A 25,762-nucleotide genomic window follows, 5' to 3' on the forward strand; every position below is an offset into this window, starting at 1 on the left:
GTCAGTCTGAGTTGCTTGATCCGAAGAACGACTACGATTTAGTTGTCCGATTTAAACTTGATCGGTTTGCCCTTGGCTGTGGATGTAAGTTCCGCATAGTTCTCAAATATCGCTTTGCCACCGAATTTGGTCATCACTTCTTGGCGATATTGCGGCCAGTTCGCAGCGTCCTTCTCTTTATACAAGATTTGAACATGCAGTTCGTTCATGCGTTTGCGCATAGCTCCGATATCCATGCCTTCTTTGACAGTAAGAGCAGTACCCACCGATGGAAGAATCTTGTAAGAGTTGATTTTTTCAACGATCTTCTTATCTCGCTCGGTTACTTTAGGATCAATGATATTCAATCCGAACACTTCCGGTTTACGTGGTGTAAACCAACCATACACTTCAATAAAGTTGTTATTGTCGATTACGTCTTTTTTATAGGCATCTTGATTGACTTCGATGTCTTTCCCATTGCGTTTGTAATCCACGTTTTCTTTCCCGTAACGCGTCAACAAGAAGCCTTCCTCGCCAGCGAGCCAATCCAGAATTTCAATAGAGCGCTGTACTTTGGCATCTGAGCTTTTGGAGCTGATCAAGAACGGGTTTTGTGGAATCGTTTCTACCCAAGTACCGGTCTTTTCCCACGGATGGAACGGCTCCCAGTCTGCTGTTGTTTGACCTGCAGCCTTTGCTTTCATTTGCAATCCAGCCGGATTGTTGTCGAAAGCAAGGTCTCTGCCTTGACCGATCACAATACCTGCTTTACCTTGTGCTGCTTTATCAAAGTGCTGGCCGTATTTGTTCAGGAACCAGTCCGGATCGACAACTTTCATGTCCAGTAGCGCCTTGATATCCGTAAGCACATTTTGCATGCGGATATCGGTACGAACATCGATAAACTGATCATTTTCTACATACGTATCACCAGCAAAGCCGTTTTTCAGGAATTCTGGGAAGTCCATCGATATACTTGCACCGCCGCCTGCCGCTGTAAAACCATACGTATCGTTCTTGCCATTACCATCTGGATCATTGAACGTAAAAGCTTTCATGACACTCACTAGCTCGTCATAGTTCGTCGGCATTTTCAAATTAAGCTTGTCGAGCCAGTCTTTCCGAATATAAAAGGTACGGTAGTAGCTAGTTTCGTACGGAACAGGGGCACGCTTGAATGCACCTTGCACCTGATACGACTTCAAAGTTGCTTCTGACACCCAATTTTTGAAGTAGTTCGGCATTTTGGCCGGGGTGACAATCCCCGTCAAATCTCTTGCAACACCATCTCGGATGTAATTATTAGAAGGTACACCGTCAGCGTAGAACACATCAGGAATGTCGCCAGATGCGATCATCGTATTCAATTTATTAGTATAGTCTTGGCCAAACGGCAAGTAGGTCATTTTCAGTGAGACATTGAATTTCTCTTCAATCGCTTTCTTCACGAAGTCTTTATCGGCGGAAGGAAGTTGGGCGCTTGCATCTGCGATAACCATCCAACTCAGGTCTAGTTTTTCCTTCTTGGCATCTGGGCTCGACGACGTTGTCGCCGCCGTGTTCGCTGGGGAAGTAGAAGCCTCCTCTTTCGAACTCGTGCATGCGACAAGGACCAACGAAGATGCTAATAACAGCGTAGTTACTTTTGATAACGTTTTCAAATGAAAGACCCCCCTGTTCGTTTTAGAAGAATGAGAACGAGTATGAAACTACGATCAAGCCATTTACTTCCGTCAAATCATTGGATACGAATCGTTTGCGTTGAAATATCCACTGCAGATCTACTCCCCGTTGTCACCTCCTTGTACTTAATACGTAACTGGCTTACAGCCAATTGGGGTAAAGCTGCTGTTAGACTTATCCTTTGACAGCGCCTAACAGCATGCCTTTGACGAAATATTTTTGTAGAAACGGATACACGATAAGAACTGGTATGATTGCCACCACAACGGTTGCCATCTTGATGGTTTCCGGCGGCATTGTATTTAATGAAGATTGCGAAATGGCAAGCTCCTGACTAATGGCTGGTGACACAATCATATTCCGCAGAACAACCTGTATTGGATATAGACTGCGGTCATTTAAATACATGACCCCGCCGAAGTACGCATTCCAGTGATTCACACCATAGAATAAACCAAGCGTTGCCATAATCGGCATCGAGAGTGGCAGCACAATCCGTATAAGTGTACCAATATCGCTGCAGCCATCCACTTTCGCAGCCTCTTCAATTTCATAGGGAAGGCCTTCGAAGAAGGTTTTCATAATCAGAATATTAAAGGACGATACCAGACCTGGAATGATAAGTGCCCATAGTGAATCCATTAATCCCGTGGCTTTCACGGTCAAATACATGGGGATGATCCCCCCTGAGAACAACATGGTAAACACGATGCCCATCAGAACGACATTGCGCCCCGGCAAAAATTTCTTCGATAACGGATAGGCCAGCATCGTTGTAATCGCTAGATTACACGCTGTTCCAACGACCGTAACGAATATCGATACTTGCAGAGCTTTGGGCACGGTGTTGCTGGAGAAAATCGTTTTGAATGCTTCGAATGTGATCGCATGCGGTACGATGACAAATCCACCGTTCTTGAGCACTTCCGTATAGGGTGTGATTGACATAATGAAGACAAAGTAGATTGGAAACAGCGTTGCTAAACAGAAAAGTCCGAGTACGGTGTAAAGAACGGCATCTACAATGCGGTCTGATTTGGTTTTCTTAAGTATGAATGGCATAACGATGCCTCCTTTACCAGATGCCGGACCCGCCGACTTTTTTGGCCAGTTTATTCGCTCCAATAACGAGCACTAGACCGATTACTGATTTGAATACGCCCATAGCCGCTGGCACACTGAATTCCATTTGTTCAATACCTCGGCGGAAGATCCATGTATCAAGGATATCCCCCACATCGTAAACGCGTGCGTTCAGGAATATGTATACCTGTTCGAAACCAGCATCCATAATATGTCCGATTCGCAAGATTAACAGTAAGATGAACACTTCACGAATACCTGGGAGCGTAATATGCCACAATTGCCGCCATCGACCTGCGCCATCAACAACTGCCGCTTCATATAATTCATGGTTGATCGAGGCCAGTGCCGCCAAATAGATAATGGCTCCGAAACCAGTGCTCTTCCAAATATCTGACGTCACTAGCAGGGAACGGAAATAGTCCGAGTTGGTCAACACATCTAGTTCTCCCCAACCCATATCTCGAAAGAACGTCGTGACTAGCCCCGCACCAGGCGCAAAGAATGAAAACACAAGACCGTACACGATAATCCACGATAAGAAATGAGGCCCATAAGTGATCGTTTGTACAATCCTTTTAAACCAAGGAGCACGAATTTCATTTAAAATAAGTGCCAGCATCACATCAGGCAGCATGTTGAACAAAATACGATACACACTGATCAGCAGCGTATTTCGAACTAGACTAGGAAATTCTGGCGAAGCGAATATCGTTCGAAAATTATCGAAGCCAACCCATTCACTTCCCCATAATCCCTTCATGAGGTTATACTTCTTAAACGCAATCACGAGTCCGAACATCGGCACATAGTGATAAATAATGTAATACGCGATCCCCGGAACCATAAGTAAATACAACCATTTGTATCGGAGAAACGTTTTCCAAACATGCGTGGTCATTCGTCTTCTTCCTATGTGTTCACCGGATATCGACTTCACACTTGCTCGCATACCCCATCACCTCCTTTATTAATTGTTAAAGGAATCTGCTACTCCGGCGGGATTGGGTTGTTCATATCGCACGACAATACCCATCGATTTCTGCGGCTTTTCAAAGCAGCTTTGATACATGGTGGGTAACTCTTCGAGTGCACACTCATTGGTAATCAACGATTGAATATCAATCCTTTTCTGTGCGATCAAACGTAAAAACTCCCCCATGTTCCTGCCTTCCGTCCAACGAACATAGCCTATCGGGTAATCGACCCCTTGCTGCTCATAGGTTTCCTCATAGCGACCAGGACCGCCCGCACGTGAAATATGAACACTCGCTTCTTTCATAAATAGCAGATCCCGATCAAATTCCGTTCCTGTATCCCCGACGATCACAACGCGACCGCGGTCCCGCAGCCAACCAATTGCATCATCTATCATACTAAACTTCCGGTTGCTCGCACAAAGCATAACGGCATCTGCACCTTTACAAGCAGGATCGGACTCTACAGCTTTCTGAAGCTCATCTTTGGTGCGGCAGGCTATGGCTCCAATAGCCTCAAGCGTTCGGCAGCGCTCCTCTATTAATTCTAAACCAATCACTTTATAGGACGCTGCATGTGCAATACGGGCGATCACTTGCCCAAGTATGCCAAGCCCTGCGATGATAATTGTTTCCCCGAAGCTTAGTTGAGCTTGACGTAAGGCATGTATCGCAATGGCACCAATACCGACAAATGCGGCTTCCTCCTGAGTCACGCCTTCTGGCACAGGTACGACCAAATGCTTGGGTACAAGCAAGAGTTCCCTATGGGCTGGCACTCCATAACAAGCTACTCGTTGTCCAGGGATGACGTGTATAACCCCTTCCCCTATTTCCGTAACAATGCCACTGGCACTGTAACCTAAATTGGCATCCCCATTATTAGTTATCATCATTAGCTCGGTGCCAACGCTAACGACAGAGTATTCCGTTTTCACTTTGACAAATTGAGGAATCATTTCCGGGTTCGGAAGCTCCAACACTTGTGCTGACCCATTGATGCCCTTTACTGCTTTCATAACCCCTACCTCTTTTCTGGTTTATTTCTAATTTGTAAAGTACACCACAACGACTACTTAAGTTCGTTGTGGTTTGTTTCTGATGTTTTTTATTATAAATAGCTGACATACATGTTGTCAATAACTTTTTAATTTGGAATCGCTTACAGTGTTAGTTAATCTAACATAAGTCACCCATTCTTTCTCCATTTCATGACATGAATATGACATAAAATAAGCCTGTCTATGAAAAGACAGGCTCCAATGGTTATTTAATTATGATGTTTCCCTCTTTATGTCTCACCCTATCCGATTCAACTGGAAGAGATGATCTATCGACTCCTTCTTCTACACATGCCAACATAAGTAAATAGGAATCATGGCCGAACGCTCCCTCCGCAATCTCATACTTGCCTCCAGATAAACGAGAACCTATCGCTCTCATTTTATTTGGGCCGTTATGTATGCTGAAATGCGCCATCTTGGCATCCATTGCTGAGCTTTTGCACTCGCCGATCACCCACGTTATGATTCCTGACACGTCTCCGCGTTTCAAATAGGCCTTTGCTGCATTCGTCCCACTGAACACCGTGCCGCCATCAACCGTAATGGATTGGTCACTTGTACCTTTCTCATAGGGATAAAATGCGCCCATCAAAATCATACCGCTATTTTCACAACCCCCACCTTGCATAACCACTTCAGGACACCAAACTTGTATGGGTTTTGCCTCTGGAGAAGCTCCTTTAAACCATGTATTCATCAAAACTAGTTTGTTAATACTACCTAGGGAATTATCATCAACGTTGTGAAATTGGCAGTTCTGCATCGTGAAATCCGTCCGAACTGGGCGAAAACCGACTTGGGTATTATCGGGTAGACGCGCAATTTCGGCCCCCTTCGTCATCCCAAAGGAACAACCATCCGCAAGATTACTTCGCTGTGAACGTGATGAGCTCTGCGAAAGTGTAAGCATCGTGTCAGCCGTACAGCCTCGCATTTGCAGCCCATCTGCGTTGGCCCAAATCGTACCGGAGTCCACCAATCCCTCTTTCCAGACAGCATGAACATCTTCCAGTGTTAGATCCGTAATTCGCTTGTGCGCAACTACACGCGAGGCAACGTGTTTCTTCACGGTGATCCGTTTCGCACTATCCCCCCATGTTGTACCACTATTGGCAAACGACAATAAACCCGAATTCCCAATATACGTGAGATCATGCTCGTATTGGCCATGTGTGACAAAAGAACCATGTTCATCGCCGTCACCATGGCAATTCTCCACCATGCAATAAGCTCCACATGTGAAATCGTTTAAGTGACGGGCGTTGCTGGTATGACAATCTCGGACATGACCGTACAACACGTTGAGTTGCTGCGTCAGGTAGCCGGTTCCTCCCCAAATCACTTCCTCTGGGTTCATTAGCCTGCAACGCTCCGTTACAAAATGGGTACAGTAACGCCGCTCAATGACCGGCCAGAAAACCTTCGTGGCTATGACGTCGCTAACATTGCAAGCTACAGCGAATTCATAGGCAATGGGATGCGATCCGATCTGATCCCAATCCTCAGATGGCTTTACGCTGGTCGATCCATTGTCAGGCACAGAAACACCGATAAAATTCATATTCCTGATGTGACTGCGGAAGACAGGATGCATTTTCTTGAACGTGATTTCCCTTCCCGCAGCAAGCGTCCACCCGAGCTTATAATTCACACGAATATGGCTATCGTCTATGATTTCTGTGACCTGCAACATATAATCCAGCTCTCGCTGCGCATAGCCTTCCGGGTGATTCTGGATCCTCGCTATCCACCAGTCTTCCACCTCAAAAGAAGCCGTATCCAGCACCTCCAGCACATCGGATTGCTCTGGAAGATCAACAGAGAGTGTAAGGGTCTGTGTTTCCCCCGTTGCTTTCCCCTGAAAAAAAATAACAGCTCCGAATGGATTGCTCTTCGCATTCAGCTCGATTCCGACCGTTGTGACACGATGACCTCCAAAATCGAGTTCAATATGACTTCGGTCGTACGTATGACGTCTGACAAAGTTAAGATCTGAATGCGATTCGATCCGGTGAATCGATACATCGTTCACCATCGCATCCAAGGCATCATCTGCATCCCTGGTCGCGTCCACAATGCCAAACCACCGAAAATCACCTACCCCGTTATGCACGGTCTTCCATCTGCCGCTACCGCCATGTCTAGGATCATGAATCGTGCCGCCGTTGTCGACTTCGGTGCTGCCAATCATCCAACGAACTAGCTTGGAGCCACCGTCTCCTTTTTGATAATACCCATCCACATAGACAAGCTGCCCATCCTTAATCGTATTAACTTGATACGCTAATAACTCTTCCAGATTTGATAGTTGGATCATCCTATGGCCTCCGTTCACTTCACTTTGCCTTCGATGCGAATTTTTCAAATCCCCTTCTGATTCCCATCTAGTTCACTAATAAAACCTATTCCCTTGAATTCAATCTCATGTGGTTTGTTTCAGATTTGTTTTCAAGTTCATAATTCAATAATTTCACTTTGTTGTCAACCTTTTTCTACAAGCATCGATCTATTCAAATTTGCTGTCGCTTACGTTCATTTTGTGCAGATATTGTTTAGGTGTACAGCCGTTGAATCGTTTGAACAACTCATAGAAATGCGCCATATTTCCTATTCCAACCGACTCTGCGATTTCGTTCACACTGCGTTTTTCAGTAACGAGCAGCCGCTCCGCTTTTGAAATACGTTTCTGGTTGACATAGTCGATAAATGAAGTTCCCATCTTCTTTTTGAAATATTTCGAAAAGTACGAGTAACTCATGCCAGCGATTCGACTGACCTCTCCCATATCAATCTTCTCCGTCAAATGCTCGTCCACATAAACAACAAGTGACCGAATGATATCCGCATCCCCATCCACATTGCCATGAGTCGTTAACAGATCCCGATTATCATGGCGAAGCAGCATTAAGAGTAGATGCTTGATGTGCATGCTAACCGCAATTTCATACCCCTTCTTGGTTCCCATAACTTCATCATGGGTATCCGTAATAATCCTGGCAATTTCTTTCTTCACTTGTTCATTTTCTTGGAAAATGTAATTGAGTGCTTCTAACGGATGAAAAATCTCCAAAAAATCTCGGTAATACCTCATCATAGCTGGATCAAAATAAGGCTGGAGGTCAATGTGAAGAACGATATAGACGAGGTCCTTATCGCTTATTTTGCGTCCTCTATGCAGCTGGGAGGAGCCGATTAGCATCACATCCCCGGCTTTGAGCGAGTAGACTTGATTCGGTGTCTGAATTTCGTGGATACCTTGCTCAACTAAAATGAATTCAATCTCTTTATGATAATGCCAGGTATTTCCGTACTCCCTTTCTGCCCCTGATTGGGTGAATCGCCACACTTTCATGCATAATGAGGGGTTCTGATAAGGGATTGGTTCTTGATAAATATTCATGACACTCAAACACCGCGCTTTCACAGATGACAAATTTGGATATAAACTGAATAAATGTCCGCATATACGCTACCTCACAATACCTATATCATATTACTTAGTTACATATTTTCATACGATAATATGAGGAGTGAATTTGGCATGAAAATAGCGATCGTTGGTTGCGGGGGGATGGGGAATGTACACGCCCTCAGCTATGTCAATATGCCTGATGTAGAGTTGACAGGTGTATGCGATCTGGATATCGAGCTAGCCCAAGCACTTTCCCTTACGACAGGGGCACCTGCTTTTACATCTTTTGAAACCATGCTGAACGATGCTGATTTCGATGTCGTCAGTGTGACACTGCCAAGCTACTTACATAAGGAATATACGTTAAAAGCGGCACAAGCCGGCAAACATGTGATATGCGAGAAACCACTTGCCCTTAATTTAGAGGATGCAGCAGCTATGATCCAAGGTTGCGAGCAATACGGCGTCCACTTGTTTGTCGGACACGTCGTTCGATTCTTCCCTGAATATGTACAAATGAAGCAAGCCATCGATGAGGGCAAGTTAGGACGAGTCGGCGTCATTCATGCCAAACGAATCGGTTCACACCCTGGTGATGTCAGACCATGGTTCAAAGATTTCGAGAAAAGCGGAGGCGTCATTACCGATCTCATGATCCATGATATTGATTTTCTACGTTGGGCTGTTGGCGAAGTGAAGTCCGTATATGGCTTGAACCAACGTGTCAATGACATTGATTATGCGCTAGTTACTCTTCTTTTTGAAAATGGAGCCGTTGCCAACGTGGAAGCCTTCTGGGGGTACCAAGGACCGTTCCAAACCGCCGTGGAAATTGCAGGCAGCAAAGGCATTATCCGCAGCGACAGCCAAAAAAGCAGTTCCCTGCACATCTGCAAAGCCCCTTCCGATTCAGAAGGCCGACGTTTCGCGGAAGTTCCGCAAAGTCCGGGATACGCAAGTCCTTATGATTTGGAGATTGCACATTTCATTCAGTGCATCCGAGATGGAAGTGAGCCCATCGTTACTGCGAATGATGCCTATAAAGCACTAGAAATTACGATGGCTGCACTGGAATCAGTTCGCACGGGGAAATCTGTCCAACTGAAGACGAGCTCAACGCTTGAGGAGGAAACAGTATGAAGAAATTAAAAGTAGGTATGATCAGTTTCGCGCACGGCCATGCATACTCTTATTTGGATTCACTACGAGCGATCTCGCAGGTGGAAGTCACGGGTTTCGCAGACGAGAGTCACAGCCGCGTGGAAAAAGTAACCGCTGCATATGGATTGCCTCATTATGCGCATTATCAGGATTTACTCGCCACGGATCTGGATGCTGTTGTCATTTGTTCCGAAAATGTGCATCACGCAGAGATCACGATAGCAGCAGCGAAAGCCGGCAAACACGTGCTTTGTGAAAAACCGCTTGGCGTTTCGGTCTCAGAAATGGAAGCCATGATTGCCGCCTGTAAAGAAAACGGTGTTCAGTTGATGACGGCATTTCCTTGCCGCTATTTGGCCTCGGTCGTTAAAGCCAAGGAGGCAATCGAGCAGGGCGAAATCGGGGAGATCGTAGCCATAAAGGGAACCAATCGCGGCTCACTCCCTTCCGGTTGGTTCCTTCAATCCGAGCTATCCGGCGGCGGTGCTTTATTAGATCATACCGTACATGTCATGGACTTGATGAATTGGATGACCCAATCCGAAGTGAAAGAAGTCTATGCCTACGCTGCTACATTATTCAATGAACAGTTAGAGATCGATGATGCGGGTATGGTCCATGTTAAATTCGCTAATGGGGTAATCGGCGTCTTAGATACAAGCTGGTCTCGAAATGCCGCTTTCCCTACTTGGGGAGATGTGACGATGACGATTGTGGGTACGAAAGGAACACTCTCCATCGATGCTTTTGCTCAAAAAAATGAGCTATATAGCTTAGATAATGGGAAAGGCCAATGGAATTTCTGGGGTGACTCCATGGATGCTTACTTAGTCAAAGCATTTGTTCAAGCATTGTTGAATGGCGAACAGGTGCCGATTACGGGAGAAGATGGTTTACGTTCAACTGTTGTTGCCTTAGCGGGTTACAAATCCGTGGCTCTGGGACAACCCGTATTGCTTTAAGCGTGAGTTCGATGATAGGCGCAAGTCAGTAATAATTGCCACTCGGCCCAAAGATGCTTTTTCCTGCGGAGTATGATACATTTTTTAAAGAAAAGAAGAGGTTCGCAAACTCCCTCTCTAAAAAACTATGAAATGAGGATTACCGATGGCAGGCAGAAGCAACGAAGACTTGAAAGAGATTACCCTTTTAGGTAATCAAGGCACGAAATACATTTTCAATTATGACCCTACACTCTTGGAAGCATTTGATAATAAACACCCCGATCGGGCTTATTTCGTCAAATTTAACTTCCCGGAGTTCACAAGCTTATGTCCTGTAACTGGACAACCGGATTTCGCTACCCTCTACATTTCGTATATTCCTACGATCAAAATGGTGGAAAGCAAGTCCCTGAAACTTTACCTATTCAGCTTCCGCAATCACGGTGATTTCCACGAGGATTGTGTCAATATTATTATGAATGATCTCATCGATTTGATGAATCCGCGCTATATCGAAGTATGGGGCAAGTTCACGCCTCGCGGCGGCATCTCCATTGATCCTTACTGTAACTGGGGTCAACCGGGTACGAAGTACGAAGCCATGGCTGAGCATCGCTTGATGAATCACGATCTATATCCAGAGAAAATTGATAACCGCTAAGATACTAGCGGAATGAGAAAAGCTTGGTCAACCCCCAGTAATGTATTGGGATTGATCAAGCTTTTTTCAATCTTATTTATCCTTGTCTTTGTCCTTGCCACGGATGACCGTTAAGTGATAAGACTTCATGGACGAATCTTCTGCGGCAACGACAATAACAATTTCATTCGCACCAGGATGCAATTTGATTGTTTGAGAAGGAAAGCCGCTTGCAACAGTTTCTCCATCTACGGTCACAGTAGCTGATCTATCTGATGTGGTTGGTGTTACTTGTATGTTAGAATTCCCAGTAGATACATTGGCCGTTTGGGTTGTTAGCATAGGGTTAAATACAAACATACCCGCGTCGATAGTTAGGTTACTTAAATTCGCATTGTCTGAGAGTAAACGCGTTACCACTAGTCGATAAGTCTTCGTCGTTGTATCTTCTGCGGTAACGACAAGTACTATGACATTTTCACCAACCTGCAGTTGAATGGCATTGGAAGGTGATCCACTAACAACTGGAGCACCATTTACGGTCAAAGTAGCCTCGCCGCTTCCTGTTATTGGTGTAATGATAATCTCAGAGGTGCTTTTTGGAACAAAAGACACATACTCCGTCACTACTGGATCAAATGCCGGGCTTAATGTACCAGCATTTACCTCCAAACCACTTAACGAACTGTCTGTAGAAGGCCATACCTCTGTCGCAGTAACGCCAGCTGCCTTATCATAATTGGTACCCAAATTGTTTAAGTGATTTTTATTTACCAAAATGTTAGCGCCAGCTTGTAACTGAATGCCATTTGTATTTCCAGTAAGGACATTTCCTTCAATTTGCACATTCTGAGGGTCACCAGCGCCGATAAAGTTAGCATTCTGATCCCCTCTATCATGCTCCAGCAAAATGCCCCAATAATTAGACGCCGTATTATCTCGAATAATGTTATTAACGATGCGAGTTCCCGGCCCATTTAGAATATTGATACCTACTGCATTTTCGACCGATGTTGTATTTTCGATAATATTGTTTTCAATCAACGTATCTGGCGTACCCATCGTGACAACAATGCCTTCTCGCGAATTACGGATCACATTGTCATGAATGTGGTTATTTGGGCCAGATTTACTATGATTAGAAGGAGCTGTTCCCCCCGTATTCCCAAGGCCTACCCCTCCGCCTGTCAAAATATTCTCAATGGTGTTACCATACACCTCATTTAAATATTCCAACTCACCGTGAAGATCAATGGCGTCTAATTTGGTATTCATATAATGATTGTTACGCAAAACGTTATTGTGCGCGACATTTTGGATTAGGGAACCATGACGTAAATACGGTCCTTCAAACGTTGAATCTTCAACAACATTCCAATACGTATCATTGTCGAAACCAAGTCTATCTACCTTTGGCATCCCTTGAATGGAGGTTCCGTAACCTGCTCCGCCTCCACCTAGATCTGTTGCATTTCGGAATGTGCTGTGGCGAACAACCACATCATGACTGTTCTCAATACGGATAGCCATCCGTCTAAAACGTTCCACCGTAACATGATCAATCGTCACATTATAGGATGGCATTTCTCCATAGTTAGCTACAGCAATGCTGCTATCGGGACCACCTGCATCGGGATTATTCGTTGCATGCTCTAACGAAAAGTTACGATTCCAAGTCGATGTGATCGTCAAGTTAGAAACCTTAATATCATGTTGACTCGATGATTTTACAACAGAACTATTTTTAATATCATCGATGCTCGACTTTAATATTGTGCCACTTTCACTTTCACCACGTAAATTCACGCCGGACTTCAACTTCAAATTCACAAATCCATCAGGTGATGTGATTAGATTATACACACCATTTGGCAGGTAAACTTCGTCTCCTGGAGAAGCGGCATTAATGGCATTTTGAATCGCAACACGGTCATCATTCGCATTATCTGTAGGATCCGCACCATAACTAGTTACATTTAGGGTTGCTCCTGTGACAGGGTTCGGTGTATGCAGCGCATGTACAGTGCCATCTGGATTCGTTAATCCTGCTTTGGTGAAAGGAACTGTCCCTGGAGGAGCAGTTGGTGTAATGTTCGGTACTATGGCAACTGGCGTGTCGCCTGTTAGATAGGGTGCATAGATCATGACATCCGTTAAGCTGGTAAACGTGCTGCCATCTGAGTTTCCATGTCCTATGACACGAACGAAACGAGCATCCGTATCAGGAATATCAAAAGCTTGCATATTCGCTGTGGTCGCACGACTGCTTCCACTCCATACATTTGTCCATGCTATAGCATCATTGGAAGTCTCGATATCGATTCGAGTGGAGCGCAGATCACCTTTATAAAATGCGATACCTACATAGCCAATTCGTTTGGTTTGACCTAAATCAAACATGATATACTGACCATCACCTGATGCTGACCAGCGACTGTATAAGTTATTATCTAATGTGTTGCTTTCCACATTCCCGTCACTGCTGCTCGCATTTACATCGGCAATCGGAATCGACGTAACTGGCGCTGACAAGGTTGTTGTGTTATAAGTCAAAGGTTCTGTAGAGTAGTTTCCAGCTACGTCTCCTGCATATACGGCATAAGTTACACTAGTATTCGGTGTCAATCCTTGAGCCGTATACGTGTTACTGCCCGTAATGGTCGCTGTTAGTGCACCATCTTGGTAAAGCTTATAGTTTCCTACGGAGCTATCATCTGTTGCTGCTGGCCAAACAAGCTGCACAAAGTCTGTACCGAGATTAATTGACTTTAAGGCAGCACCTGCAGGCCATTGTGGCGGCGTAGTGTCGCTTTGCACCATGCGCTTCACAAGAAGCTGCGTTTCCGGATTAGAGACAGAGGTATTATCTTTGGAATAGATGTTGACTGATTTCCCTGAAGATAGCGAATCTGCAACCACAAAGGATACAATGCCATCCGTTAAATGTTGTCTCACATAGTCAGAGACATCAATGTCATGATAAATCGGCTTAGCGCCATTTAAGGTAGTAATCGTAAATTGACCGACCTGATCCATTTGCTGAAGATCTCTTTGAAGGGTAGAAGCATTGTTCCACGTAAGCGTATTTTCCTGCCACGAATTGTCGTTTAATCCGAAAACTTGAAAATCCGCTGTCGTCAGGTTGGTTCCTAATTTAGCAGATACTTGCAAAATAAATTTATAGCTCGGGTCTAAAGTTTCCGTCACATCAAATTTAAAATACATGTATTTCTTTTGCGTACTTGTTGAAGAGATACTGAAAAGTCCGTCCGTTGAACCATTCCTTCTATCATAGTTCGTATCCGCGAGCGTTGGCGTGGCTGTATCCCCGCTCTTCCACGCAATTGCTGCATCCGCCGCAGGAGGAAGTTTCATAACTTCAACCTCAAGATCTGCTGCCATCCCTGCTACAGGAAGGAGCAACGACAATATCATGGTAAACATGAGCATCATCGCTAGCTTTCTTTGTACGAAGTAAAATTTCATTCTAGCAAAACTCCTTATCCTTTAAATGATATGATTGTAAGCGTATACATAAATGATGATACATGCTTTCCTCTCGATTGAATTGTCATTTATTTAGGTTCGGGAGTGACTAAATTCGGATTTTCGCAAAAAAACCGATCCCAGAAGGATCGGTTCAAGTTCATTCATCTACCTTATCTTAGTACAAAGGCTGTGGTGTATACGGCTGCGGACATTGCGGGTACGGCAAAATATCTCTCACTTGATTAAACGTATAGTGCTTCGTAGCGAATTGCGTATGGTATAAATATTCAATGACGTAGATCGAGCCGCCTTGTACACTGCACAGAATGCCAGATACCCCGGTACCATCCAACAGGGAAACACCAACGGGCCTTCCGATTAAGGCGTAAGCTTTTTGCTGAATAGGCATAAGACATCATCTCCTGATGTACCGTATGCCGCCCCGCGCCCAAAGGTTCAAGCTCAAGTCAACTTTTCCACGCCTACCCGTCCCGAGAAAAAGGTTGCCCCACCGCCCATATCTGCCACACGATCTGGCGTCAATACGTTCACACGAGTTTTGCTGCCCGGGCTATCAGCCCACAAACCTTGACTAACAGCTACTCCACGCTGCACATCGCGACCAGCCATAACGACCAGTTCACACTCGCCGCGCTCGTTCCACACACGTGCGAGATCGCCGCTAGCCAAGCCTAAAGCCGATGCATCGTCTTCATGCATATGCAGCTTCGGCACTTTCTCCATGCGAACATGCTTTTCGTTATGAGCAAAAGTTGAATTCAAGAAGTTATGATTCGGCGCCGGAATGAACATAAATGGCAAATCACTGACCTCAGCAAGCGGCACATACGTTGGAAGCGCTGGAAAGCCCTTACTCGCCATGTCGGCCGAATAGAGTTCGATTTTGCCGCTAGGCGTCCGAAGTTTCCCAGGAAATAATGGAGTAGTCGCCGCCTTCATGAATCCTGTGTCCAACAACGCATCATAGGTTATTTCAGCTATAGCCGGATTGCCAGGATGATACAAAGCTTGACGAACCATATCCTCATCGCTGTCCCGCAGCGCTTCATCCTCGTAGCCCATCATCGAAGCAAGCAGTCGGAACACATCCACATTCGCTTTGCTCTCACCATAAGGCGCAATCACAGGGAGCTGAAGATGCACATAGTGATGCCAATAGGAGCGATAGAAGTCTGTGTTTTCAAAAGAGGACGTCGCTGGCAGCACAATATCCGCATACTTGGCTGTTTCCGTGAGGAACAGATCATGCACGACGGTGAATAAATCCTCTCGCTCCAGCCCTTCTTTCACTTTGTTCGCATGGGGAGCGACCAACGCTGGGTTGGAATTATACACGTATAACGCATGGATTGGCGGATCTAGCTCGAGCAAAGCGCTGCCAAGCAAGTTCATATTAATCTGACGCGCTTCCTTCTTACGCAAATCCGGTCGCTGCAAGGCTGGCAAATTATGCTCCAAGTAGGCGCCATTCCCTTTGATCGCGCCGCCGCCTTGATGCAGCCACTGACCTGTTAGAGCAGGCAAGCAAGCGATAGTCCGTACGCACATGCCGCCGTTATCATGATGCTGAATCCCGTTCCCTATACGAATAAAGGAAGGGGATGTCTCACCATATAAACGAGCAAGGCGATAAATATCCTCGACAGGCACACCTGTAATCTCGGATACGCTGGCAGGATCATATGACTTCACATGCTCCCTTAGCTCCTCATACCCTAGCGTGTATTGCTCTAGGAAAGCCTGATCCGTCAGATTCTCTGCGAATAGAATGTGCATCATCCCTAGTGCCAGAGCCGCGTCCGTTCCCGGCAAAATGGGAATGAACCAGTCCGCCCAGCGACCTGTTTGGTTCTTATGCGCATCAATCACGATGATTTGTGCGCCGTTCTTGCGGGCTTTCTCGGCCAGCATCACTTGATGCATGTTCGTGCTGACCGCATTGATACCCCACATGATGATCAACTTCGCATGCACCGTATCCTCGGGATCGGTCCCATAGCTGCCGCCCATCGTGTATTTATAGCCCTCGGTGCCGGCAGATTCGCAAATCGAGTACAGCAGCCGGCTGGCGCCCATCCGATGGAAGAAGCGACGATCCATGCCTTCCGTGCCAATCCGTCCCATATTGCCATAGAAACTATATGGCAATATGGCTTCTGGGCCTTCCGAGGCAATCAATTCTTTCCAGCGACTCGTGATCGTGTCCAATGCCTCATCCCAGGAAATCCGTTGGAAAGAGGCCTCCTCCCCCTTGGGGCCGACTCGTTTCATGGGATACTGCAGCCTTTTATCATCATAAATACGTGCCGTCATGTTGCGAACTTTGTTGCATATGGCTCCCTGTGTCACGGGGTGATCAGGGTCTCCTTCTATTTTAACAATCTTCCCGTCTTCTTTATGAAGCAGTAAACCGCATTGATCTGGACAGTCCAGTGGGCAAACGGCTGGAAAGATACCTTGTTGTTCTTCCGTCATCGTGGTCGTCATTGTTGTGCGCATGATCTTCTTCGTAGCTCCCTTCCACATACATCATTTCTTTACTATATACCGAAAAGGATTGGAAGTGAAACCGTGTAATTTTAGTACAATTGTTCAGCTGACCAATCTCCCTCTAACGGATGACGATCCAATTGAGGTAGGTTCAAAGCCTTAATCGCTTGCTGTAAATAGTCACCATTCCAACGAGTGTCCTGTAATTTGGATAATGTGGACGTGTGTACAGCGCCATTCTCTTGATACAACTGTGCGAGCGAATTCATATCTTTTGTATAAAATGAAGCGTCCCATCTGACTTTGGTCATAATGGCAACGGCAATCTCCACGGGGATCCCTTTAATTCGGGAAATCAGCTCTGCCGCTGCATCGGGATCATTGCGAATAAAGGCGTGTACTCGGAGATGTGCTTTCAAATAAGCGATGGTATCTCCTTCATGATGATGAACCCACCTCTCGTCTGCGACGACACCCGTAAGGTAATCTTCCCCAATACCTTCTTGAAAAAGCACGTTGCCGACTCCGTGATAGTTAACCAAAGAGATATAAGGCTCCCACATGGCACATCCTGCAATTTTCCTTTTTACAATCCCCGCCATACTCTCATCCATTTCTTTGTGAATGACCTGATCTCCGCCCCCTCCCAGTGATTGGAGCAACTTCGATAACCGTCTACCTGCACTCGATTGTGCGGCCGACGTGAGTGACCAACCACAAATCTCCGAAATATCACTGGGCTCCAGCCCTTTGCGTAAAATGAGCGAAATCCCTTGTCCACCGGAGGTTTTACCATCAAAAGCAATTAGAACAGGTTTAAAAGCCGGGAACGTCTGACACAGCGAAGCACCTAGGACAATCGGATAGTCTCCCAACGACGCAATCTGAATGCTGCCGCCTACCATCCCTTGCAGAAGCACCGCTCCGTTAGCACCATCGAACCATTTCACCTGAACCACACGACTTGGATTGGCTGCGGCAAGCTCCTCTTCCAACCAACCCAGCTCTTTCATGATGAGAGATGTCCACATGTGAGCTGTTCCACTCTGATAACCAACCGTTAATGTTGGGCTTTCTTGCGTAGATACGGTAGACGATGCTCCTGCTGTAAATACAGGATTTTGTAGACTAACCGCATGGAGACGTACCCATTGCTCTAATTCTTTCTTATCAATTAAGATCTCTTTGCCAATTTTCACAAAAGGAAGTTGCTTTAATTTACGCCACCGGTCAAAGGTCGAACGGCTAACACCGAGTATATCAATCGCTTCCTGCAAGGGTATCAGATTGAATCGCTGCATGGACATCAAAGTCACCTCGATTGGGTTCATAATGGTCATTCATCGTCATTCCTGTTCATGTGTCGCCAATTTATTGACAGAAAATGGGTGTAATCGTATATTTCATTATATAAACCAATACACAGTAAGTCTATAGGAATTATAAGTTTAAGGATTGGAAATTATCGTAAGGGGGAATTGGATTATGACCATACCATTGAAAAGAAGTTATGTGACAGCCTTATCTTTCGTTCTTGCCTCATCCTTCGTCGTATCCGCTTGTGGCAACAAAGATCAAACCGTTTCAGCAAAAGGCCAGACGCCAGAAGTTTCTGAGCTTCGCTATCAAGGTAGCGTCGGTTCCGTTACATATCCCGAATTAGCTGAAGATTTGGGCTACCTCGCACCCTTGAAGTTAAAGTTCATTGGCAATACCATTAGCGGTCCGCAAGATATTCAAGCAGTCGTAACCGGTGATACGGATTTTGGCGGAGCCTTCAATGGTGCCATCGTGAAACTGATCGCTGCGAAGGCACCAATTAAGCCCGTTATTTCTTACTATGGTGTCGATGATAATACGTGGACTGGATATTACGTGCTAGATGGCAGTCCGATTAAAACAGCAAAGGATCTTATCGGCAAAAAAATTGCGGTAAATACGTTAGGCGCACATCATGAATTCGTCATTAAGGAGTATTTGCACAGAGCCGGACTTACAGCTGAGGAAATTAAGCAAGTCACCTTGGTTGTCGTTCCACCGGTGACATCAGAGCAAACACTGCGTGCTGCACAAATTGATGTAGCTGCACTTGGAGGCACCCTTCGTGATAAAGCGCTGGAACGCGGCGGCATTCAGCCTTTATTCAAAGATAAAGATTTATTTGGCAATTTTAGTGCTGGAAGCTATGTTTTGACCGACAAATTCATCAAGAACAATCCCAATGCCGCTCATAAATTTGTTGAAGCGACAGCCAAAGCCATTGAATGGGCTCGCACAACACCTCAGACCGAAGTCGTGGCTCGTTATGAAAAAATCATCAACGCACGCGATCGCAAAGAAGACGCATCTACCGTTAAGTTCTGGAAAAGTACGGGCATTGCAGGTAAAGGAGGGCTCATTTCTGACAAAGAATTCGATACCTGGATCCATTGGCTTGTCAACGAAGGTGTGATTAAAGAGGGACAGTTGAGTGTCAAAGGCCTATATACAAATGAATTTAACCCTTTTGTCAATGAGAAAAAGTAAACATCACTAAAGAAAACGTGAAGGAGGCAAGTCAATGACAGCTAAAATTAGCATTCAGCATGTGCAGAAATCGTTTCGTATTCAGCGAAACTTGGGGCACCTGAAAGAAGATTCACAGCCCATCTCCGCCTTACAGGATATTAACTTGGACGTCAAACAGGGAGAATTCATGGTCATTGTTGGGCCCAGCGGCTGCGGTAAATCCACACTGTTGGACCTCCTCGCAGGGTTAACGAAGCCTAGCAGCGGACAAATTCTACTAGATGGGAAGCCCATCACAGGGCCTAATCTTGATCGAGGGATTGTGTTTCAGCAGTATGCCTTATTCCCTTGGAAAACAACACTTGCCAATGTGGAATTTGGCTTGGAGGCCAAGGGCGTGCCTCGTAAGGAACGACGCAAAATCGCCTTAGAGTTTATTCAGTTAGTGGGCCTATCCGGCTTCGAAAATAGATATCCCCACGAAATTTCCGGCGGCATGAAGCAGCGTGTTGCGATCGCAAGAAGCTTAGCTTATGACCCTGAAGTGCTGCTGATGGATGAGCCTTTCGCAGCACTTGATGCACAAACACGAGAAACACTGCAAAGCGAATTATTGCGCATCTGGGAAGCCACGAAGAAAACGATTATTTTTATCACACACGGTATCGAAGAAGCGGTTTATTTGGGGCAAAGAGTGGCTGTCATGACCTCGCGTCCTGGGCGAATTAAGACAGTGCTTGATATTCCTTTTGAATCGAGGAGAAGTGAAGAGGATTTGAGATCTAACCCTGATTTCGTCAAGCTGCGGCATGAAGTATGGGATTTACTTAAAGATGAAGTAAGCAGAGCGCAAGAACAAGAGAAAAGTAAGACCTTGGATAGCTTTGAGCCTAGTAAATCAGTGATAAAAGGAGGCGTTATCAATGGCTAGTGTAAATGCAGGTAAAGCCCTGATCTTGGGTAGAAAGGAAAGCTTTGATGCCATCGGTTGGATCGTAACAAAGCTGCGAAAAGCATTTAAAAACAGCATTGTGATTATCGCCTTGCTGCTCTTGTGGGAATTTGCCCCGCGCCTCGGGCTCGTCGATGCCACATTCTTCCCTCCGATCTCCGAAATCGCTACGGCCTGGTGGCAACTGCTGCTTTCCGGTGATCTAGGTGAGCATACGACTGCAAGCTTATCGCGCTCTCTCGGCGGATTCTTGTTAGCCATATTGCTCAGTATTCCCCTCGGACTTGCAATAGGTTGGTGGAAGCCCGTCTCCGAGTATCTCAATCCTTTGCTTGAGTTGCTTCGGAATACAGCAGCATTGGCTATTCTACCCGTATTCATCCTCTTATTGGGGCTAGGTGAAACCTCTAAAGTCGCCATCGTGCTCTATGCATGCGCGTTCCCGCTTCTACTGAACACCATCAGTGGTGTGAAAAATGTGGACCCCCTTTTAATTAAATCGGCTCGTTCCATGGGATTGTCTTCGATCCAACTATTTCGCAAGGTTATCATCCCTGCTGCAATTCCCACAATTTTCGTAGGCATTCGCCAGGCAGGTGCAAGCTCTATACTCGTACTTGTCGCGGCTGAAATGGTCGGAGCCAAATCTGGCCTGGGGTACTTAATTCAATACACACAATTCAGCTTCCAGATTACGAACATGTACGCAGGTATTATTTCGATTTCCGTAATTGGTGTCATTATTAATTTCCTACTTGTTACGCTTGAGAAAAGATTGACCGGCTGGAAGCAAACTTACAGCGAATAAACGAAAAAGGTGGCGTGAATGACGATGAGTCAATCCAAAAGACAACTACATTTAAATGTTTTTCTCATGAATACTGGACATCACGAAGCTTCTTGGAGGCATCAGAATACAGAGCCTGAGAACATAACCGATATTCGATATTTTCAACGGATCGCTCAAATTGCGGAAAAGGCGAAGTTCGACTCTCTCTTTCTCGCAGATGGGTTGGCCGTAAGTCAAAATATTAAGCATGGCGCGTTTGTCGGCCTCGAGCCTTTTACTCTACTATCGGCGTTAGCCGCTGTTACGGAGCATATTGGACTGATTGGTACCGTCTCCACGACGTATAACGAACCGTTTCATGTTGCCCGTAAATTTGCTTCGCTGGATCATATCAGCAAAGGTCGCGCTGGATGGAATATTGTTACGTCGGGCAGCTCCTTTGAAGCCAGCAATTTCAGCAAAGATACCCATTTAGAGCACAGCAAGCGCTATGAGCGAGCGAAAGAATTCTTAGATGTCACAACCAGCTTGTGGGATAGCTGGGAAGATGAAGCTCTCATCATCGATCGGGAGTCTGGCACCTTCGCGGATCGGAGTAAAGTCCGAGAGATCAATCATGTCGGCGACACGTTCAAAGTTCGCGGTCCCTTGAATATTCCTAGGTCTCCGCAGGGGTATCCTGTGCTCGTTCAAGCCGGTTCTTCTGAGGATGGCAAAGAATTCGCTGCGCAATACGCTGAGGCGATATTTACTGCACAGCAAACCCTTATCGAAGCCCAGCAATTTTACTCCGATGTCAAAGCTCGATTAGTGAAGTATGGCCGCTCTCCTGAGCAGTTGAAAATACTGCCTGGCATCTGCCCCATCATCGGTAGGACCGAATCTGAGGCGAAAGAGAAAGAGCAACAATTAAACGAATTAACTGTTCCTGAATATGGTCTCAATCAGCTGTCAAATATGCTAGGCGTCGATTTGTATTCCTATCCCTTGGATGGTCCGTTACCGGAGCTTCCTAGCTTGTCCGACATCAACGGCAATAAAAGCCGCTTTCAGCTTGTCGTTGACCTCGCACAACGTGAGAATTTAACCATTCGCGCGCTGCTTCACCGCCTAGCTGGCGGTCGTGGGCATCGCACATTCGCTGGCACCCCTATCCAAATTGCCGATCAACTCGAAGAATGGTTCCTTCATGGGGGCAGTGATGGCTTTAATGTGATGCCGCCGTATTTACCTGCAGGGATCGAAGAATTCGCAGAGTTTGTCATTCCAGAACTGCAGCGCAGAGGCTTGTTCCGAACTGAGTATTCCGGCTCCACACTTCGGGGGCATTTGGGACTTGCAAGACCTGTTAACCAGTATGCGACTGTTGCCGTAGAAGGCGCATAAAACTATAATATTGGAGGCCAAGACGATGAGTACAAATGAACAAGTTAAGCAAACAGCTGGGGACATTGAGGTATTGCCGATTGCAGGAAGAATTGGCGCAGAAATTAAAGGAGTAAGCCTTCATGCTGAATTGGACACTCACTCGGTTTCAGCAATCCGAGAAGCCTTATTGCAGCATAAAGTGCTTTTCTTTCGTGGACAGCACCAGCTGGATGATGCTGGTCAAGAAGCATTCGCGCGCTTGTTAGGTGCTCCTGTCGCTCATCCTACGGTTCCTATTAAACAAGGTACCGACTACGTACTAGAGTTGGACTCCAATCATGGAGGTAGAGCTGATTCCTGGCACACAGACGTAACCTTCGTAGATGCTTATCCACAAGCATCTGTCCTCCGTGCCGTCGTTGTGCCGCTCTCTGGCGGAGATACCGTCTGGGCGAATACAGCTGCTGCGTATGAGCACCTACCAGCCGAACTTCGCAATCTGGTCGATCAGCTCTGGGCACTACATAGTAATGATTACGACTATGCTGCGCATCGTCCGCAAGTATCAGACTCCGCGAAGCAGCATCATCGGGAAGTTTTTGCCTCAACCGTTTATGAAACGGAACATCCTCTCGTTCGTGTGCATCCAGAAACGGGTGAGCGCACCTTGGTGCTTGGGCATTTTGCCAAGAAAATACTTGGCCTTTCTTCTGCCGATTCTGCGCAATTAATTGCGCTTCTTCAATCGCACATCACCAAGCTGGAAAATACCGTTCGTTGGCGCTGGTCGGCTGGCGATGTTGTGATTTGGGATAATCGAGCGACTCAGCATTATGCGATTAATGATTATGGCGATCAACATCGCATTGTGCGCCGAGTTACTGTAGATGGGGATATCCCTGTTAGCATTGATGGTCGACAAAGCGTTACACGCAAAAAGCAGCCGAATGCATCTTAGTATATGACAATAACCGCCCCCTCATGATTGAGGGGGCGGTTATTTGCATAGCTGCTATTGCTTCCTATTCAGGTTCAGTTCCTTCATAATTTTGCGCCCAGTCGGTGTCTGCGCTAAGCCGCCTTTAGCCGTTTCCCGGTGCTTCTCTGGCATGGCTGTGCCCACCTCGTACATAACTTGGACGACCTCATCGGAAGGGATCACCGATCTGACACCAGCCAATGCCATATCGGCCGCCGCCATGGCGTTAACCGCGCCGAAGCCGTTGCGCACGATGCAAGGAATTTCCACTAGTCCGCCGACAGGATCACAGATCAGTCCGAGTGTATTCTTGAGCGCAAGCCCTACCGCATGCATCGCTTGTTCTGGCGTACCGCCGCGCAGTTCAACGAGTGCACCAGCCGCCATCCCGATCGCAGAGCCAACTTCGGCCTGACATCCGCCTTCCGCACCCGAAACGAAAGAATTGTTGGCGATCACATACCCAATCGCACCCGCACATAGCAGCCCCTTCACCAGATGATCATCCTCCCAGCCAAAACGCTGCTGTGAACTGATAAACACACCTGGAATGATCCCACATGAGCCCGCTGTCGGCGTCGCAATAATTCGTCCCATGGATGCGTTAACCTCTGATACAGCTAGGGCATAAGCCATCGCCTTGCAAGCCTCTTCTCCGAGCGATGCCTCCGTTGTCGTGAGATAGGAGGCGACACGCTGCGCATCCTTCCCCGTTAACCCGCTTCGCGATGTCGTGTCCTCGGTCAGGCCTTTGGCCACAGCCTCTTTCATGATCTGATAATACGCTCGCATCTTTTCGAACACATACTCAGGCGGTTTTCCTGATTCGTGACTTTGATCTGCCAGCATCACTTCCGCAATGGTCAAACCTTCCGCTGCACATACCTCGGCAAGTTGCTTTAATGTCCGGAATCTCATGAGTCACCTCTTTCTGCAAGGTCCACTTTTCTAACGTCGGTGATCATGTGCAACTGCAACATTTGTTCAACTAAAGTAGCTGGAATGGATGCATCCGTCTCAATGACCGTCATCGCTTCTCGATTACGCCCTTTCCGATCCAAATCCATAAATCCAATATTGATTAGATTGCTGCCTAACAGCGTCGTAATATCTGCAATCATCCCTGGCCGATCATGATGTGAAATGACCAATGTCGGATAATTCGCTGTGAATTTCACGTCAAATTGATCAACATTAATAATTTCTACATTGCCTCCACCGATCGAGGCCCCTCTCATGCTGACTTTCCTCGATTCTGAGGTAAGTACAATACCCACCGTGTTCGGATGGTCGGCCTTATCTTTACTAATATGAAAAGCTACAGCGACGCCTAACGCTTCCGCTTCATCTGCCGCTTGAGGAATACGTGGATCATCCGTCTCAAAATCCAAAATCCCGCCAACCAGCGCGAGATCCGTGCCATGCCCTCGATACGTATCCGCGAAGGATCCGTATAACGTGATCTCTGCTTTAAGCGGCAGTTCGCCTAGCAGCTGCCTGGCGACGCGTCCCAAACGAATCGCACCCGCGGTATGCGAGGAGGAGGGACCGATCATCGAGGGGCCGATGATGGAAAATACATCTTTAAAACGCATCACACAGCGCTCCAATCCTAAGGTGTTACTTACTATCTTCTCCTATTGTATGAAACGGGACATATAAAAGACAAGTCTTTAAATCGACTATATAAATAAATTTATGTGTTTACTTGGGGCCTTAGTTAAGTCGCCTAATGTAGGACATTGGATCGCCATTTTGCGGCATTTTTTGGGATGCGAGTCGGAGGATTGCTACGCTAACGGACACCATGTACGTTAATCCTGCCGGAATGGCTTTATTGGGAAGCTAACGGACACCACAGGCGTTATTGTGGTATAAAGTGCTGTTTAATGTCTGGTTTCTGGCGAATAGAGGCTGCTGTGACCGTTAGAAATTTCAAAACCTCGATTACTCACAGATAGTGTCTCCTGTGTCCGTTAGAAATTTCAAACCTCGATTACTCACACATAACGTCTCCTGTGACCGTTAGAAATTTCAAACCTCGATTACTCACAGATAGCGTCTCCTGTGTCCGTTAGAAATTTCAAACCTCGATTACTCACAGATAGCGTCTCCTGTGTCCGTTAGAAATTTCAAACCTCGATTACTCACAGATAGCGTCTCCTGTGTCCGTTAGAAATTTCAAACCTCGATTACTCACAGATAGCGTCTCCTGTGTC

General features: G+C 46.3%; 20 protein-coding genes and 1 riboswitch. Of the genes, 8 read left to right on the forward strand and 12 right to left on the reverse strand.

Going from position 1 to position 25,762, the window contains the following annotated elements; genetic code table 11:
• Nucleotides 1-38: 38 nt before the first annotated feature.
• The 6 genes from L6I86_RS19270 to L6I86_RS19295 all read right to left on the reverse strand — a co-directional run bounded on the left by L6I86_RS19270 (nt 39) and on the right by L6I86_RS19295 (nt 8,141).
• Nucleotides 39-1,643 carry a type 2 periplasmic-binding domain-containing protein gene (locus L6I86_RS19270; protein ID WP_236289670.1) on the reverse strand — a complete coding sequence of 535 codons (1,605 nt, stop codon included), beginning with the start codon at nt 1,641-1,643 and terminating at the stop codon, nt 39-41.
• A 196-nt stretch (nt 1,644-1,839) separates the two neighbouring features.
• Nucleotides 1,840-2,727 (reverse strand): carbohydrate ABC transporter permease, encoded by an 888-nt coding sequence (locus tag L6I86_RS19275; RefSeq protein ID WP_236289671.1) that lies wholly within the window; start codon nt 2,725-2,727, stop codon nt 1,840-1,842.
• Nucleotides 2,728-2,740: 13 nt separating this feature from the next.
• Nucleotides 2,741-3,700, reverse strand: coding sequence for an ABC transporter permease (locus tag L6I86_RS19280; RefSeq protein ID WP_063795445.1), 960 nt, complete (start codon nt 3,698-3,700; stop codon nt 2,741-2,743).
• An 18-nt stretch (nt 3,701-3,718) separates the two neighbouring features.
• The gene (locus tag L6I86_RS19285) at nt 3,719-4,744 is read right to left on the reverse strand and encodes a zinc-dependent alcohol dehydrogenase (protein ID WP_236289673.1); all 1,026 of its coding nucleotides are present in this window, start codon (nt 4,742-4,744) and stop codon (nt 3,719-3,721) included.
• A 247-nt stretch (nt 4,745-4,991) separates the two neighbouring features.
• The gene (locus L6I86_RS19290; protein ID WP_236289675.1) at nt 4,992-7,106 is read right to left on the reverse strand and encodes a hypothetical protein; all 2,115 of its coding nucleotides are present in this window, start codon (nt 7,104-7,106) and stop codon (nt 4,992-4,994) included.
• Nucleotides 7,107-7,295: 189 nt separating this feature from the next.
• Entirely contained in the window at nt 7,296-8,141 is an 846-nt protein-coding gene (locus L6I86_RS19295) for a helix-turn-helix domain-containing protein (protein ID WP_236289676.1), read from the reverse strand.
• A 189-nt stretch (nt 8,142-8,330) separates the two neighbouring features.
• Between L6I86_RS19295 and L6I86_RS19300 the strand changes: the two genes are divergently transcribed.
• The 3 genes from L6I86_RS19300 (at nt 8,331) to queF (ending at nt 10,967) form a co-directional block, all read left to right on the forward strand.
• Nucleotides 8,331-9,341 carry a Gfo/Idh/MocA family protein gene (locus L6I86_RS19300; protein ID WP_236289678.1) on the forward strand — a complete coding sequence of 337 codons (1,011 nt, stop codon included), beginning with the start codon at nt 8,331-8,333 and terminating at the stop codon, nt 9,339-9,341.
• The gene (locus tag L6I86_RS19305) at nt 9,338-10,324 is read left to right on the forward strand and encodes a Gfo/Idh/MocA family protein (RefSeq protein ID WP_236289679.1); all 987 of its coding nucleotides are present in this window, start codon (nt 9,338-9,340) and stop codon (nt 10,322-10,324) included. Before L6I86_RS19300 ends, L6I86_RS19305 begins: the two co-directional genes overlap by 4 nt.
• Before the next feature lie 91 nt (nt 10,325-10,415).
• Nucleotides 10,416-10,459: riboswitch (PreQ1 riboswitch) on the forward strand.
• A 10-nt stretch (nt 10,460-10,469) separates the two neighbouring features.
• The gene (gene queF / locus L6I86_RS19310; RefSeq protein WP_236289680.1) at nt 10,470-10,967 is read left to right on the forward strand and encodes a preQ(1) synthase; all 498 of its coding nucleotides are present in this window, start codon (nt 10,470-10,472) and stop codon (nt 10,965-10,967) included.
• A 72-nt stretch (nt 10,968-11,039) separates the two neighbouring features.
• On the opposite strand, the gene L6I86_RS19315 is transcribed toward queF, so the two are convergent.
• The 4 genes from L6I86_RS19315 to L6I86_RS19330 form a co-directional block, all read right to left on the reverse strand.
• The gene (locus tag L6I86_RS19315; RefSeq protein WP_236289681.1) at nt 11,040-14,432 is read right to left on the reverse strand and encodes a cadherin-like beta sandwich domain-containing protein; all 3,393 of its coding nucleotides are present in this window, start codon (nt 14,430-14,432) and stop codon (nt 11,040-11,042) included.
• A 178-nt stretch (nt 14,433-14,610) separates the two neighbouring features.
• Nucleotides 14,611-14,844, reverse strand: a complete 234-nt coding sequence (locus L6I86_RS19320; protein ID WP_236289682.1) for a hypothetical protein — start codon at nt 14,842-14,844, stop codon at nt 14,611-14,613.
• Nucleotides 14,845-14,897: 53 nt separating this feature from the next.
• Entirely contained in the window at nt 14,898-16,955 is a 2,058-nt protein-coding gene (locus L6I86_RS19325) for a molybdopterin oxidoreductase family protein (protein ID WP_236289683.1), read from the reverse strand.
• Between the two features lie 80 nt (nt 16,956-17,035).
• Complete coding sequence (locus L6I86_RS19330) at nt 17,036-18,286, reverse strand: helix-turn-helix domain-containing protein (RefSeq protein ID WP_236289684.1); 1,251 nt, start codon at nt 18,284-18,286, stop codon at nt 17,036-17,038.
• Between the two features lie 145 nt (nt 18,287-18,431).
• On the opposite strand from L6I86_RS19330, the gene L6I86_RS19335 reads away from it, so the two are divergent.
• The 5 genes from L6I86_RS19335 to L6I86_RS19355 are packed head-to-tail and all read left to right on the forward strand — an operon-like array spanning nt 18,432 to nt 23,522.
• Nucleotides 18,432-19,472, forward strand: a complete 1,041-nt coding sequence (locus L6I86_RS19335) for an ABC transporter substrate-binding protein (protein WP_236289685.1) — start codon at nt 18,432-18,434, stop codon at nt 19,470-19,472.
• Nucleotides 19,473-19,506: 34 nt separating this feature from the next.
• Nucleotides 19,507-20,385, forward strand: coding sequence for an ABC transporter ATP-binding protein (locus L6I86_RS19340; protein WP_056609282.1), 879 nt, complete (start codon nt 19,507-19,509; stop codon nt 20,383-20,385).
• Complete coding sequence (locus L6I86_RS19345; RefSeq protein ID WP_236289686.1) at nt 20,378-21,214, forward strand: ABC transporter permease; 837 nt, start codon at nt 20,378-20,380, stop codon at nt 21,212-21,214. Before L6I86_RS19340 ends, L6I86_RS19345 begins: the two co-directional genes overlap by 8 nt.
• 24 nt (nt 21,215-21,238) lie before the next feature.
• Complete coding sequence (locus L6I86_RS19350) at nt 21,239-22,582, forward strand: LLM class flavin-dependent oxidoreductase (RefSeq protein WP_236289687.1); 1,344 nt, start codon at nt 21,239-21,241, stop codon at nt 22,580-22,582.
• A 25-nt stretch (nt 22,583-22,607) separates the two neighbouring features.
• Nucleotides 22,608-23,522 carry a TauD/TfdA dioxygenase family protein gene (locus tag L6I86_RS19355; RefSeq protein ID WP_236289688.1) on the forward strand — a complete coding sequence of 305 codons (915 nt, stop codon included), beginning with the start codon at nt 22,608-22,610 and terminating at the stop codon, nt 23,520-23,522.
• Nucleotides 23,523-23,576: 54 nt separating this feature from the next.
• Here the strand turns inward: L6I86_RS19355 and sdaAA are convergent, their stop codons facing one another.
• Nucleotides 23,577-24,461 carry an L-serine ammonia-lyase, iron-sulfur-dependent, subunit alpha gene (gene sdaAA / locus L6I86_RS19360; RefSeq protein WP_236289690.1) on the reverse strand — a complete coding sequence of 295 codons (885 nt, stop codon included), beginning with the start codon at nt 24,459-24,461 and terminating at the stop codon, nt 23,577-23,579.
• Nucleotides 24,458-25,138 carry an L-serine ammonia-lyase, iron-sulfur-dependent subunit beta gene (gene sdaAB, locus L6I86_RS19365; RefSeq protein ID WP_236289692.1) on the reverse strand — a complete coding sequence of 227 codons (681 nt, stop codon included), beginning with the start codon at nt 25,136-25,138 and terminating at the stop codon, nt 24,458-24,460. Before sdaAB ends, sdaAA begins: the two co-directional genes overlap by 4 nt.
• Nucleotides 25,139-25,762 lie beyond the last annotated feature (624 nt).

Origin of the sequence: Paenibacillus allorhizoplanae (assembly GCF_927798215.1) — a bacterium.
Classification (GTDB): Bacteria; Bacillota; Bacilli; order Paenibacillales; family NBRC-103111; genus Paenibacillus_E; species Paenibacillus_E allorhizoplanae.

Bases quoted from the DNA above. Each gene is read 5' to 3' on its own strand.
- L6I86_RS19280 (WP_063795445.1), bottom strand. From the start codon at position 3,700: ATGCGAGCAAGTGTGAAGTCGATATCCGGTGAACACATAGGAAGAAGA.
- sdaAA (WP_236289690.1), bottom strand. From the start codon at position 24,461: ATGAGATTCCGGACATTAAAGCAACTTGCCGAGGTATGTGCAGCGGAA.
- L6I86_RS19290 (WP_236289675.1), bottom strand. From the start codon at position 7,106: ATGATCCAACTATCAAATCTGGAAGAGTTATTAGCGTATCAAGTTAAT.
- L6I86_RS19285 (WP_236289673.1), bottom strand. From the start codon at position 4,744: ATGAAAGCAGTAAAGGGCATCAATGGGTCAGCACAAGTGTTGGAGCTT.
- L6I86_RS19320 (WP_236289682.1), bottom strand. From the start codon at position 14,844: ATGCCTATTCAGCAAAAAGCTTACGCCTTAATCGGAAGGCCCGTTGGT.
- L6I86_RS19325 (WP_236289683.1), bottom strand. From the start codon at position 16,955: ATGCGCACAACAATGACGACCACGATGACGGAAGAACAACAAGGTATC.
- L6I86_RS19350 (WP_236289687.1), top strand. From the start codon at position 21,239: ATGAGTCAATCCAAAAGACAACTACATTTAAATGTTTTTCTCATGAAT.
- L6I86_RS19305 (WP_236289679.1), top strand. From the start codon at position 9,338: ATGAAGAAATTAAAAGTAGGTATGATCAGTTTCGCGCACGGCCATGCA.
- L6I86_RS19345 (WP_236289686.1), top strand. From the start codon at position 20,378: ATGGCTAGTGTAAATGCAGGTAAAGCCCTGATCTTGGGTAGAAAGGAA.
- queF (WP_236289680.1), top strand. From the start codon at position 10,470: ATGGCAGGCAGAAGCAACGAAGACTTGAAAGAGATTACCCTTTTAGGT.
- L6I86_RS19300 (WP_236289678.1), top strand. From the start codon at position 8,331: ATGAAAATAGCGATCGTTGGTTGCGGGGGGATGGGGAATGTACACGCC.
- L6I86_RS19295 (WP_236289676.1), bottom strand. From the start codon at position 8,141: ATGAAAGTGTGGCGATTCACCCAATCAGGGGCAGAAAGGGAGTACGGA.
- L6I86_RS19330 (WP_236289684.1), bottom strand. From the start codon at position 18,286: ATGACCATTATGAACCCAATCGAGGTGACTTTGATGTCCATGCAGCGA.
- L6I86_RS19355 (WP_236289688.1), top strand. From the start codon at position 22,608: ATGAGTACAAATGAACAAGTTAAGCAAACAGCTGGGGACATTGAGGTA.
- L6I86_RS19315 (WP_236289681.1), bottom strand. From the start codon at position 14,432: ATGAAATTTTACTTCGTACAAAGAAAGCTAGCGATGATGCTCATGTTT.
- L6I86_RS19275 (WP_236289671.1), bottom strand. From the start codon at position 2,727: ATGCCATTCATACTTAAGAAAACCAAATCAGACCGCATTGTAGATGCC.
- sdaAB (WP_236289692.1), bottom strand. From the start codon at position 25,138: ATGCGTTTTAAAGATGTATTTTCCATCATCGGCCCCTCGATGATCGGT.
- L6I86_RS19335 (WP_236289685.1), top strand. From the start codon at position 18,432: ATGACCATACCATTGAAAAGAAGTTATGTGACAGCCTTATCTTTCGTT.
- L6I86_RS19340 (WP_056609282.1), top strand. From the start codon at position 19,507: ATGACAGCTAAAATTAGCATTCAGCATGTGCAGAAATCGTTTCGTATT.